We start from the raw sequence: 11,357 nt of genomic DNA, 5'->3' as shown, positions 1-11,357 counted from the left end.
TCACCGGAACCGGTAGTGCTCAGGCCGGGGCGCGCGGGTCATGTCCCAGAACTCGAGCGTGGACAGGGGCCAGTTCTGAGTGACACGGCCGGATCTGGACTTGTACCAGCTGGTGACCCCGGCCACGCCGTACGCCGTGCCGGCGCTCGCCTCGTCGAGCCGCGTGTAGTAGTCGGCGAGCGCCTCCTCGGTCGGTTCCATGGCCGTGAGACCGCGTTCGAACAGGTGGCCGAGACACGACGTCACGTACTCGACCTCGGCTTCGGAGAAGAACACGATGCTTCCGTTGACCACGAGGTTGGTGTTCGGGCCGTAGAGGAGGAAGAGATTGGGGAACTCCGGGACCGTGATCCCGGCGTAAGCGCGCGCGTCGTCGCCCCACCGGCGATGCAGGTCGACGCCGTCCCGACCGGTGACCTGGATGGTGCTCAGGAAGTTCGAGGCCGTGAAGCCGGTGCCGTAGATGATGACGTCGACCTCCACCTCGTCACCGCCCGCCGTCCGAACGCCGTTCGGAGTGATGGCGACGACGCGCTCGGTGACGACGTCGACGTCGTCCCGTCGCAGCGTGGCGGCCCAGGTCCCGTCGTCCCGCAGCATCCGCTTGGCGTACGGCGGGTAGTCGGGTGTCATCTTGGCGAGCAGGTCCGGCCGGCCCTCGTAGTCGCGCTCGAGCTGGGCGATGAGCGCCTGCCGAAGGCTCTCACTGTCGGCCGAGATGGATCCCGGCTTGTCCCAGGTCGGGTCGACCAGCGCAAACCGCCGCCGCCCTTCGACGTTGGTCCAGAACTGCACGAAGCGGTACCAGCGCTGGTAGCCGGGGATCATCGCGAACAGCCAGCGCAGGCCGGGCCGCAGCTTCTGCGTGTACGTCGGCGTCGGGACGACCCACGGAGGCGTGCGCTGGAAGATCGTCAGTGATGCCACTGCGGGTGCGATCCGCGGGATCACTTGGAAGGCACTCGCTCCCGTGCCGATGACCGCGACACGTTTGCCCACCAGGTCGACGTCGTGCCGCCACTCGGCCGTGTGCCACGAGTCCCCGGCGAACGAGTCGATCCCGGGGATCCGCGGGAAGAGAGGCGTGTTGAGCTGCCCTACGGCGCTGATGATCGCGTCGGCCCAGAGCGTGTCCGGGCCCGTAGGGGTGCTCAGCTCGAGCCGCCACCGGCCGCCCTTCTCGTCGTACGCCGCCGAGCGGACCGTGGTCGAGAACCGGATGTCGTCCCTGATCCCGAGATCATCGGCGACTTCTCGGAGGTATGTCGCCACTGCATCACCGGGTGAGTAGTAGTCCTCCCAGGCATCGCGCTGTGCGAACGAGTAGCTGTAGCAGAAGTTGCTCGTGTCCAACCGGACACCGGGGTAGGTGTTCTCGATCCACACCCCTCCGACCTCGTCGTGGCGTTCGAGCACCACGTGGCCGATGCCCGCGCGGCGCAGGTGCCGTGAGGCGGCGATGCCCGACATCCCGGCGCCGATGACGGCTGCACGGAATCCTTCGGGAGCCGGAGTCCCGACCGGCACCTCGCCCGGCTGTTCCAGTCCGAGCTGGTGGTAGAGCAGCGGCAGCTGGTCCGCGTCCACGTCCCCGGCGACGAATCGGAGGATCTCCAGCATCGAGACGTCGGTGTGCGCGGGCTGCGGGCGCCCGGCCTCGACCCACTGCTTCAGCGAGCTGCCAGCGAGGAGCCTCGCCCGCTCCTGAGCCTCGGGAGACAGGCCACCCTGCGGCGCCTGGCCGACGACCTGCGAGCCGCCGCTGGCCCTCAACCCCGGCTCGAGAATGTCGACGTCGCCGGTCAGGTGAGCGACCGCTGGCAGCAACGCCGGCAGCTCCGCCTCCTCCAGTGCGTCGTCCAACCCGGCGAGGAGGTCGTCGACCGTGCCCCGCGCCCCGTCCAGGATCACGTCGGCTCGACGATGGTCTAGCCGCCGAAGCGGAGACCGGCGGCGCGGGTCCCGAACACATCGGTGCCCATGATCACGCCGAGCTTGGTGGCGTCCCATCGCTTGCCGCCGTTGGAGACCGTAGCTACGGGCGACCATGCCTTCAACAGCTGGATGTTCTCCCCCAGCGCCTTGATGACCTGGCCGCTGACGTGCCCGGCCTCGGGGCTGGCCAACCAGGCAACGACCGGAGAGCCCAGCGACGGGTCCTTCGGATCGAACTCGTCCTCGGCACGCTCGTCGGGTTCGATGGCGGGCGCAGCGCCCGCCATCGTGGCCGACATCCGCGTCCGGCCACCGGGACTGATCGCGTTGACCGTGACGCCGATCGAGGCGAGCTCCAGGCTCAGGGTCTGGGTGAGGCCGACGATGGCGGCCTTCGCGGCGCTGTAGTTGGTCTGCCCGAAGTGGCCGAGCAGGCCGGCTCCGGAGGTGGTGTTGATGATCCGTCCGTACACCGGCCCGCCCGACGCCTTCGACTCCTCGCGCCACTTCCTTGCCACCGCTCGGCTGGTCAGCCAGCTGCCGCGAACGTGGACACGCATGACGAGGTCGAAGTCGTCCGCGGACATGTTCCAGATCGCCTTGTCGCGGACGATGCCCGCGTTGTTGACGACGATGTCGAGGCGGCCGAGCTGCTCGTAGGCACGCTCGACGAGAGCATCGACCTGCGCCTCGTCGCCGACGTCGCTGAAGTCGGGCACGGCGCGACCGCCACGGTCCTTGATGATCTGGACGACGTCGTCGGCGACCTTGCCGGTGCCTTCACCGTCCAGGGACGTGCCGAGGTCGTTGATGATCACGGTCGCGCCCTGCTTGGCCAGCTCGAGCGCGTGTCCGCGGCCGATGCCGTGTCCGGAGCCGGTGACGAGGGCGACCTTTCCGTCGAGCAGTCCGCTCATGGGTTCTCTCTCCTTCGGTCGGGGGTGCTCAGGGGGTGGTGCTGGTGGCGGGGCGGAAGACGATCGCGTCGAGCTCGTCGCTCAGGGGACGGAACACGACCTCGACCGCCATGCCGACGGACAGTTCCTCGGGGCCGCAGCCCTCGATGTTCGTCATCAGTCGCGGGCCCTCGTCGAGCTCCACCATCGCGGCGACGTAGGGCAGCCGCTCCTTGAAGGGGTGGAGGTCGTTCACGAACACCGTCGAGTAGGTGTAGAGGGTGCCCCTGCCGCTGGCCTCGATCGCCTCGACGTCCTCGCTCCAGCAGCTCGGGCAGAACGGCCGCGGATAGTGGTGCACCTTCTCGCAGGCACGGCACCGGGCGATCAGCAGTCTGCCCGCCTTCGCTGCCTCCCAGTACGGCATCGTCCCCGCCTCGACGGTCGGCAGGTCGGCCCGTGGCTTCTCACTCATCTGGACTCCTCACCAACCGACGAACTCGGTCGGGCGCTTCTCGACGAAGGCGCGGACGCCTTCCTTGGCATCGTCGGAGTAGGACTGGATCTCCTGGGCCATCGCCTCCGCGACGAACGATCCCGTGCGGTCCGTGTCAGGGGCGTCGTTGAGGAGTCGCTTCGTCAGCCCGATCGCGGTCGTCGGCCCGCTCGCCAGCCGGCGTACGAAGTCGTCGACCGTGTCGTCGAGCCGGTCGGCGGCGACGACCCGGTTGACAAGGCCGACAGCGAGTGCCTCGGCCGCAGGCAGCTTGTCCCCGAAGAAGGCCATTTCCTTCGCCTTCTGCATGCCGATCCGGCGCGGGAGAAGGTAGGCACCACCGCCGTCCATGACGAGGCCGCGCTTGACGAACGCCTCCGCGAAGTACGCGTCCTCGGTCGCGATCACCAGGTCGGCCGCGTACGCCAGGTGCGCTCCGATGCCGGCGGCGCCACCCTGGACCACCGCGACGACCGGCTTGCTGCAGTCCAGGATCGAGGCGACCAGCTGCTGCGCTCCATGCATGATCGTGCGCATCGGGTCGGTCGCCCGCTTCACGTTCACAGCGTGACCGGCTGCCAGCCGCACGACGTCGGCGCCGGCGCAGAAGAGGCGCCCGTTCGCCCGGAGCACGACCACCCGGACACCGCGGTCTTTGTCGGCGTCCTTGAAGAGCCCGATCAGTGCGTCGCGATCCTCGGGCCGAAGCGCGTTCGCGGCCTCGGGGCGGTTGATGGTGATGGTCAGTACGCCGGCCTCGGTGCTGTGCAGCACCGCGGCTCGGTCCTCGACGACCGCGTCGGTCATGGATGCTCCTCAGCGGGGGGTGTAGGTGGCCTGGAGGTGCTTGACCCCGTGCAGGAAGTTGGAGCGCAGCAGGTCCGGCTCGCCCGCGGCCTCGATGTCCGACAACTCCTCGAAGAGGACCTTGAACACGACCTGGAGCTCGAGGCGAGCCAGGTGTGCACCCAGGCAGAAGTGCGGTCCGGCCGCACCGAACGCCAGGTGCGGGTTGGGGTCGCGGGTGATGTCGAACGTGTACGGGTCGTCGAAGACGGTCTCGTCCCGGTTGCCGGAGTTGTACCAGAGGACGACCTTGTCGCCCGCGCGGAACTCCTGGTCGCCGAGCACGACGCCGTCGCGCGCGACGGTGCGCCGGAAGTGGATCACCGGGGTCGCCCACCGGAAGATCTCCTCGACCGCGCTCACCGCGTACGCGTCGTAGTCGGAGCGCCACAGCTCGCGCTGCTCGGGATGCGCGGTCAGGGCCAGCAGCCCGTGCGTGATCGCGTTCCGCGTCGTCTCGTTGCCGGCGCCGACGAGAAGGATGAAGAACTTGGCCATCTCGGCGGGCGTGAGGTTCTCGTCGTCGGCGGCGGCGACCAGTTGGCTGATCACGTCGTCGCGGGGGTTGGCGATGCGGTCCTCGGCCAGCTGCTCCAGCAGTTCGATCAACGCCACGCTGGCGGCCGTCACCGCCTTGCCGATGCCCGCGCCGGTCTGGTCGGGGATGTACTCGGCGTCGCTCGCCCCGAGGATGACGTTCGTAGCGTCGAAGATGAACTGCTCGTGCTCGCGCGGGACGCCGAGCATGTTGCTGATGATCCGCAGCGGCAGCAGTGCGGCGAAGTCCGTGACGAAGTCGCAGCGCCCGTCCTTCGGCAGCTCGGCGATGATCTCGCGCACGGTCTCCTCGATGTCGGACCGCAACGCTTGGAGGGAGCGGACGGCGAATCCGCGGGAGACGATCTTGCGCAGTCGCGCGTGCTCCGGGTTGTCCATGTCGATGATCGAGCCTCGGTAGGCGCGTAGCTCGGCAGGCTGGTCGAAGATCTGCGTGCCCTCCCCGGAGATGAAGTCCTCGGGTCGCCGGCTCACCTCGAGGATGTCCTCGTGGCGGGTCAGCGCCCAGAACCCGGCCTCGCTGCGGTCACTGACACGGACGAACGGGCGCGGGTCCTCACGCCGGTGGCGGGCGAACGTCGCCTCGCGCTCGGCGGGGTCGGCGAGCCACCACCCCAGATCGTTGAGGGGACTCGACGCGAGCGACTCTGCTCCGGCCATGACACCGCTTCCTGGTTCGACTTCGTGACGGGCGACCGACTATGAGACAGCCGTCACCTGATCCGATTCTGGCAGTCGCGTCACTTCTTGACAAGGGTTCCGACTGCGCGAACCCTGCCAGCTTCAGGGATGGTCAGCACTTCGAACTGGCGTTACTGTCACTTTGTCGCCTCCTGCCGGCGACAGCCGATCCGAGAGGCCGACCACCACGATGTCGAAGTCGACACCCGCCCCGTACGCCGCACCTGCCCTCGTGATCAGCGAGTGCCAGCGCGGCATCCTCGACGCAGGCCGCTCGGTCTCGTCCGGCCTGGCGCACGAGGCAGCGACGCGCGGGATCGTCGAACGGATCGGCGAGCTGGCACGACAGTTCCGTGCACGCGGGCTGCCCGTTGTGCATTGCACGATCGAGCACCGCCCGGACCAGCTCGGGATGGTTCCCAACTCCTACCTCGGCACCATGGCGTTGCGCTCGCGCAGCATGACGGCCGGCACGGAGGACGTGGAGATCCCGGCCGCCCTCGGGCCCGAGCCGTCGGACATCGTCAGCAGTCGGGCCACCGGCCTGACCGCGTTCTACGGCACCGACCTTGATGCGATGCTGCGGCTCAACGGGGTCCGGACCCTCGTTCTCACCGGTGTCTCCACCAACGTCGCCCTTCCCGGTCTGGCCGTCGAGGCCGTCAACCGCGGCTACGACGTCGTGCTCGTCGAGGACTGCACCGCCGGCGCGTCCGCACAGGCCCACGAGTTCTTCATCCAGAACCAGATCCGCCTTCTCGCCCGAGTGGCGACCGCCGAGGACGTCGTCGCGCGACTGTCCTAGCTCGATCGGCAGCGAGGTCGGGCGCTCGACGACCGCAGGTCATGATCTCGTCCCAGGGATGACGACGGCGCGGCCGCGCACACGTCCCTGCGCCAGGTCGACGTAGGCCTGGGCTGCGTCCTCGAGCGAGTACTCGCAGGTCTCGACGTCGATCAGTCCTCGGGCCGCCAGGTCAACGACCTCTACGAGCTCGCGACTCGACCCCCAGTAGGACGTCTGGACACTGACCTCGTAGTCGATCGTCGGGAAGCCCACCGGCACCGTTCCTCGCGCGAGGCCGACGATGGTGAGGTCCGACAGGGGCCCGACGAGAGATCGCGCGAGGTCGAGGGAGTCCTGCGAGCCGACGAAGTCGAGGACGACCTCAGCTCCGCGGGGTCCGGCCAGGTCCCGAACGAGCTCAGCGACCCGCGGCCCGCCAGGGAGCGCGTGATCCGCGCCGACGCGGGTGGCCAGCTCCACGGCCGTGGCCTCCAGGTCGACGGCGACGACGGTGGTCGCCGTCGTGGCCTTGAGGATCTGTATGGCGAGGTGCCCCAAGCCGCCCACGCCGATGACCACCGCGACGGACCCGGGGCGGAGCTTGTCCCAGGAGCGGGCGACGGCGTGGTACGCCGTCAGTCCCGCGTCGGCCAGCGGGGCAGCACGACGCGGCTCAAGGCCGGCCGGCAACGCGACGAGGTGCCGTTCGGCGTCCGGAACTCTCATGAACTCCGCCATGCCGCCGTCCCTGCCCAGTCCGGCGCCCCCGCCCGGCGCCGCTGTCCGATCCTTGTGCTGGCAGTAGGTCTCCAGGCCGAGGCTGCACGACGGGCACCGCCCGCAACCCCACGGCGCGTAGACCACCACCGGCTGGTCGACCTCGAAGGAGCGGACACCCTCCCCGATCTCGGCGACCCAGCCAGCCGTCTCGTGGCCCAGCGTGAAGGGGAGCCGCCAGGGACGGCGATCGCTGTCGTAGTCCCGCATGACGGTGAGATCGGATCGGCAGGCGCCCGCGCCGCCGACCCTGATCACCACCTCTCCGGGGCCGGCGGTCGGTCGTTGGATCTCGACGAGAGCCGGCTCGGTCTTCCACTCCAGGAGGCGCAGTGCGCGCATCGGTCAGGAGGCGTCCGCCTCGGCGGCCTGGTCACCGTTGATGGAGAAGCCGCCGTCGACGGTCACGAGGCTTCCGGTGGCGAACTCCGCCTCGTCGGACGCGAGCCACGTGGCGGCGTACGCGATGTCCATCGGGTTCCCGATCCGCGTGAGACGGCCGCCGCCGGTGTGGACGCCCGTGTCGCCGCGCGAGGCCACGACCCGTCCCACGACGATGCAGTTGGCACGGATGCCGTCGACGCTGCCCTCCGCGGCCAGCGACCGGGTCAGGCTGTTGATCCCACCCTTCGCCGCCGCGTAGGCACTGAAGCCCTTGAACCCGGCCAGCGACTGGCCCGAGGAGATGTTGATGATCGAGGCCCCCTCGGCCGCCGCGAGGTGGGGCCAGGCGTACTTGCAGGACCAGAACACGTTGCCGGTCAACGTGCCGAGCACGATCGAGTCCCACTCCTCGGTGGAGTACTCGTGCATCGGCTTGATCGTCGTCGCCACCGTGCCCGTGGGGGCCGCATTGTTGACGAGCGTCGTCAGCCCACCGAAGTGCGCTGCCACCGCCTCGACGACGTGACGCACGCTCTCCTCGGAGGTCACGTCCAGCTCGAAGAACTCCGCCTCGCCGCCCATCTCCCGGATCCGCGCGACGACCTTCTCGCCACGCTCGACCGTGCGTCCGGTGATCGCCACCTTGGCACCTTCGGCGGCGAAGCTCTCGGCGATCGAACGCCCGATCCCCCGGGTGGACCCGGAGATCAGCGCGATCTTGCCCTGCATCCTGCTGCTCACAGCACTCCTTCTGTACCGCTCAGGTCTGTACCGCTCAGGTCTGTACCGCTCAGGTCTGTACCGCTCAGGTCTGTCCCGCTCAGGTCTGTCCCGCTCAGGGTGACTCGTCCTTGTTGTCGTGCGACCCGCCTCAGAGGTCGGCCCGCACGCCCTCCATCGCCGCCAGTCGCCGGCGCACCATCTCGAGTGAGTCGACGGTCCGCTGGTCGGCAGGCGCCGCCTCCAGCTCCGCGACCCTGCGGCGCACGATCGCGATCTCCTCGTCGAGCCGCTCGCCGGCCTCTTCCCGGGTCAGCAGGTCCTGGTCGATCCAGTCCGGGGCGTCGATGTCCTTGTCAGCCATAGGAGCCGGCCTCAGAGCCGCGGGAAGTTGTAGAGCTTGCGAGCGTTGAGCTCGACGATCTTGTGGGCCTCGTCGTCGGGCACGTCGACGAGCAGCTTGGCGGCGTACTCGCGGCTGTTGGGCCAGTTCGAGTCCGAGTGCGGGTAGTCGCACTCCCACAGGATGTTGTCGAGACCGATCTGGTGGCGCCGGGCGATGCCTTCGAAGTCGTCGATGTAGCAGCCGTACATGTGCTCACGGAAGAGGTCCGAGGGCCGGACCTCCTTGTTGACGTTCTGGTACCAGCGGTGGCGCTCCCAGGTGAGGTCGATGCGCTCGAGCAGGTACGGCATCCAGCCGATGCCACCCTCGGAGAGCGCCACCTTCAGCTTCGGGAACTTGTAGAACACCGGCGAGAACAGCAGGTCCGCGGTGGCGTCCATCGAGTTGGTGCCGAACAGTGCGATCATCACTGCCATCGGCGCCTCGGGCGAGGTGATCGGCGGCTTGCCCGACGAGCCGAAGTGCATGCACAGCGGCATGTTCGTCTCCTCGGCGGCGCGGAAGACCGGGTCCCAGTGGTCGGTGTAGAACGACGGGAGCCCGAGGCTGACGGTGTTCTCGGGGAAGGTGATCGCCTTGGCGCCCTTGGCGGCACAGCGGTAGATCTCCTTGGCTGCCTCCTCCGGGCTCCAGAGCGGCAGGATGATCATCGGGATGATGCGTCCGGGGTCGTAGGCAGACCACTCATCGAGGATGAAGTCGTTCCACGCCTGGACCGACAGGAGTGCGAGCTGGCTGTCCGTGTGCTCGAGGAAGACGGTGCCGGCGAACCGGGGGAACGACGGGAAGCACATGGCCGCCTGGACGCCGTCGATGTCCATGTCGGCGATGCGCGCCTTGATGTCGTAGCAGCCCGGGAGCATGTCGGAGTACCGCGTCGGCTCCATGCCGTACTCCTGGGGCTTCTTGCCGGCCACGGCGTTCAGCCCGATGTTCGGGTAGACGCGACCCTCGTAGATCCAGACCTCGGCGAGCCGGGGCGCCTTCGCCTCGGCGCCGTCCTTGCCGTTGCGCGAGGCGTCGATCAGCGCCGCCGACAGACCGTCGTCGCCGTGGCTCTTGCTCATGTCCATCTCGACGATCCGCGGGCCCTGGTCCTGGAACTTCTGAGGAAGCCGCTCGGCCCAGAGGTTCTTCGGCTCGATCACGTGGTCGTCCACGGAGATCAACTGCATGTGGTCCTGAAGCGGCATGACGCCTCCTCGCTGCGCTGGGGCAGCCCCTGCGCATCCGTCACATGTCGTACGGCGGGGGGCTTCTGACGGTTTGTACATTAGTGACCCCGCTCACAGCGGTCAACCTTTCCGCTACGGAGATTCGGTAAAGGCGGAATCGTCAGACCCTTCTGCCCTGGAGCTCACCTCTTACTCTGACGGCATGTACACGACTTGCGAGCCCGTCACGCGCTCGTTCCGCGATCGTCCGCCCTCTCGAACGCCGCCTCGATCCGGCGATGGCGCTCCCGGACCGACGCGAGCTGCTCGGGGTGGGTCACCACGTAGAGATCCCGGCGTCGGATGCCTTCGACCGCCATCGCCGCGGCGACGTCGGCATCGAGGACCCCGGGGCGCGTGACGACATCGTCCCGGCCGGCGGTCGACGGCGCGGCGGGAGCACCCGCGCCTGGCCGGTTGCGCTCGCTGTCGACGATATTGGTGCGGACCATCGCCGGCACCATGACGCCGACCGCGAGCGACGACGACCGGGCAGCCAGCTCCTGCTCGAGGGTCTCGGTCAGGGCTACCACGGCGAACTTGGAGGCACCGTACGCAGCGAGGCCCGGCGCGGTTCGCACGCCGGCGATCGAAGCGGTGCTCAGGAGGAAGCCGTCCGTCGAGGTCTGCTCGAGCAGAGGTACGAACGTGCGCATCCCGTGGACGACCCCCCACAGGTTGACGCCCAGCACCCACTCGAAGTCATCGCGAGTGAGCTGCTCGAACGGCGCGACCCGTGCGACTCCCGCATTGAGCACGGCGATGTCGACGCGCCCGTGCAGCCGGATCACCTCGGCCCCGAGGCGCTCCATCGCCGCCGCGTCCCCCACATCCGTCACGACCCCGCTCGCGCCCAGCTCCGCCGCAGCTCGCGCGAGAGCCGGACGCTCGACGTCGGCAAGCACGACGCTGGCGCCCTCGTCGAGGAGCCTGCGCGCCACGGCGTACCCGATCCCGGACGCTCCGCCCGTGACGACGGCGACCTTCCCTGCGAAGGTGCTCATCGCTCGACGTTCGCGCCGAGCCCACGCAGGACGAAACGCCCCACGGCGTCGACTTCGGCGGCCGAGGGCGCCGTCGAGTCCCACAGATGTCGCCGCATGGCGCCCAGGACAAGGTCGGAGACGCAGTCACCGTCCCTGGCCGGATCGCTCCCGAGTGCGGTGAGCGGCTCGGCCAGCAGCGCCGTCAGAGGGCGCAGGAGTTCGACCTGGTTCGCGCCTCCGACCGCCCCGGCCTGGTGGAGGTAGCCGAGCACGGACCGACTCGTCTCGGCGGCTGCCGGCGCACTCACCTGCCGGAGGACGACGCGGATCCACGCGAGGATCTGGTCGCGTGGATCCTCGAACTCGTCCATCCGAAGCCTCATCGCCTCGGCGACCCGGATGACGCCGCGCTCCAGGACGGCCAGGATGAGCTCGTCCTTGCTGCCGAACGTGCGGTAGAGCGTCTGGTTGGAGATGCCCGCCGCGGCGGTGATCTCCGAGACCGGCGGCATCGTCGGCGCCGACTTCTCGATCAGAGCGAGCGTGACCCCGAGGATCCTGTCGACCTCGTCGGCCGCACTGACCCGCTGGCGCTCGAGCCGCCGATCGGCCGCACGAGCGGCGCGGTCACCAACAGTCAACGGTCGCTCGGGTGATGTATCGTTCTGCAT

At 68.9% G+C, this 11,357-nt stretch carries 13 protein-coding genes; 1 reads left to right on the top strand and 12 read right to left on the bottom strand.

The window, feature by feature from the left end; all coding sequences use genetic code 11:
- The 5 genes from ABD205_RS17010 to ABD205_RS16990 are packed head-to-tail and all read right to left on the bottom strand — an operon-like array spanning position 1 to position 5,391.
- On the bottom strand, positions 1–1,911 hold the full coding sequence (locus ABD205_RS17010) for a flavin-containing monooxygenase (RefSeq protein ID WP_344046814.1): 1,911 nt from the start codon (positions 1,909–1,911) through the stop codon (positions 1–3).
- A gap of 17 nt (positions 1,912–1,928) precedes the next feature.
- Entirely contained in the window at positions 1,929–2,852 is a 924-nt protein-coding gene (locus ABD205_RS17005) for an SDR family NAD(P)-dependent oxidoreductase (protein WP_344046812.1), read from the bottom strand.
- A 28-nt stretch (positions 2,853–2,880) separates the two neighbouring features.
- Positions 2,881–3,306: a Zn-ribbon domain-containing OB-fold protein gene (locus ABD205_RS17000; protein ID WP_344046811.1), complete on the bottom strand. Its 426-nt coding sequence runs from the start codon at positions 3,304–3,306 to the stop codon at positions 2,881–2,883.
- 9 nt (positions 3,307–3,315) lie between these two features.
- Entirely contained in the window at positions 3,316–4,134 is an 819-nt protein-coding gene (locus ABD205_RS16995; RefSeq protein ID WP_344046810.1) for an enoyl-CoA hydratase/isomerase family protein, read from the bottom strand.
- Between the two features lie 9 nt (positions 4,135–4,143).
- Entirely contained in the window at positions 4,144–5,391 is a 1,248-nt protein-coding gene (locus ABD205_RS16990) for a cytochrome P450 (protein WP_344046808.1), read from the bottom strand.
- Between the two features lie 211 nt (positions 5,392–5,602).
- On the opposite strand from ABD205_RS16990, the gene ABD205_RS16985 reads away from it, so the two are divergent.
- The gene (locus tag ABD205_RS16985) at positions 5,603–6,217 is read left to right on the top strand and encodes a cysteine hydrolase family protein (protein WP_344046807.1); all 615 of its coding nucleotides are present in this window, start codon (positions 5,603–5,605) and stop codon (positions 6,215–6,217) included.
- A gap of 39 nt (positions 6,218–6,256) precedes the next feature.
- Here ABD205_RS16985 and ABD205_RS16980 read toward each other — a convergent pair whose 3' ends face one another.
- From ABD205_RS16980 to ABD205_RS16955, 7 genes are all read right to left on the bottom strand, one after another.
- Positions 6,257–7,318: an NAD(P)-dependent alcohol dehydrogenase gene (locus ABD205_RS16980; protein ID WP_344046806.1), complete on the bottom strand. Its 1,062-nt coding sequence runs from the start codon at positions 7,316–7,318 to the stop codon at positions 6,257–6,259.
- A 3-nt stretch (positions 7,319–7,321) separates the two neighbouring features.
- The gene (locus ABD205_RS16975; RefSeq protein ID WP_344046804.1) at positions 7,322–8,101 is read right to left on the bottom strand and encodes an SDR family NAD(P)-dependent oxidoreductase; all 780 of its coding nucleotides are present in this window, start codon (positions 8,099–8,101) and stop codon (positions 7,322–7,324) included.
- Positions 8,098–8,199 carry a pentapeptide repeat-containing protein gene (locus ABD205_RS22650; RefSeq protein WP_425573078.1) on the bottom strand — a complete coding sequence of 34 codons (102 nt, stop codon included), beginning with the start codon at positions 8,197–8,199 and terminating at the stop codon, positions 8,098–8,100. The genes ABD205_RS16975 and ABD205_RS22650 overlap by 4 nt, the downstream gene beginning before the upstream one ends.
- Positions 8,200–8,231: 32 nt before the next feature.
- Positions 8,232–8,444, bottom strand: coding sequence for a hypothetical protein (locus tag ABD205_RS16970; RefSeq protein WP_344046802.1), 213 nt, complete (start codon positions 8,442–8,444; stop codon positions 8,232–8,234).
- An 11-nt stretch (positions 8,445–8,455) separates the two neighbouring features.
- The gene (locus ABD205_RS16965) at positions 8,456–9,679 is read right to left on the bottom strand and encodes an amidohydrolase family protein (protein WP_344046800.1); all 1,224 of its coding nucleotides are present in this window, start codon (positions 9,677–9,679) and stop codon (positions 8,456–8,458) included.
- A 206-nt stretch (positions 9,680–9,885) separates the two neighbouring features.
- The gene (locus ABD205_RS16960; RefSeq protein ID WP_344046798.1) at positions 9,886–10,704 is read right to left on the bottom strand and encodes an SDR family NAD(P)-dependent oxidoreductase; all 819 of its coding nucleotides are present in this window, start codon (positions 10,702–10,704) and stop codon (positions 9,886–9,888) included.
- A complete protein-coding gene (locus ABD205_RS16955; RefSeq protein WP_344046796.1) occupies positions 10,701–11,357 on the bottom strand; it encodes a TetR/AcrR family transcriptional regulator in 657 nt (218 codons plus the stop codon). Before ABD205_RS16955 ends, ABD205_RS16960 begins: the two co-directional genes overlap by 4 nt.

The organism is Nocardioides panacihumi, assembly GCF_039530925.1.
In the GTDB taxonomy this organism is placed as follows: domain Bacteria; phylum Actinomycetota; class Actinomycetes; order Propionibacteriales; family Nocardioidaceae; genus Nocardioides; species Nocardioides panacihumi.
This window is presented reverse-complemented; position numbering and strand designations above follow the sequence as displayed.

Excerpts from the sequence above, each read along its gene's own strand:
- ABD205_RS17005 (WP_344046812.1), bottom strand. The coding sequence starts at position 2,852 with ATGAGCGGACTGCTCGACGGAAAGGTCGCCCTCGTCACCGGCTCCGGA.
- ABD205_RS17000 (WP_344046811.1), bottom strand. The coding sequence starts at position 3,306 with ATGAGTGAGAAGCCACGGGCCGACCTGCCGACCGTCGAGGCGGGGACG.
- ABD205_RS16995 (WP_344046810.1), bottom strand. The coding sequence starts at position 4,134 with ATGACCGACGCGGTCGTCGAGGACCGAGCCGCGGTGCTGCACAGCACC.
- ABD205_RS16990 (WP_344046808.1), bottom strand. The coding sequence starts at position 5,391 with ATGGCCGGAGCAGAGTCGCTCGCGTCGAGTCCCCTCAACGATCTGGGG.
- ABD205_RS16985 (WP_344046807.1), top strand. The coding sequence starts at position 5,603 with ATGTCGAAGTCGACACCCGCCCCGTACGCCGCACCTGCCCTCGTGATC.
- ABD205_RS16980 (WP_344046806.1), bottom strand. The coding sequence starts at position 7,318 with ATGCGCGCACTGCGCCTCCTGGAGTGGAAGACCGAGCCGGCTCTCGTC.
- ABD205_RS16970 (WP_344046802.1), bottom strand. The coding sequence starts at position 8,444 with ATGGCTGACAAGGACATCGACGCCCCGGACTGGATCGACCAGGACCTG.
- ABD205_RS16965 (WP_344046800.1), bottom strand. The coding sequence starts at position 9,679 with ATGCCGCTTCAGGACCACATGCAGTTGATCTCCGTGGACGACCACGTG.
- ABD205_RS16960 (WP_344046798.1), bottom strand. The coding sequence starts at position 10,704 with ATGAGCACCTTCGCAGGGAAGGTCGCCGTCGTCACGGGCGGAGCGTCC.
- ABD205_RS16955 (WP_344046796.1), bottom strand. The coding sequence starts at position 11,357 with ATGCAGAACGATACATCACCCGAGCGACCGTTGACTGTTGGTGACCGC.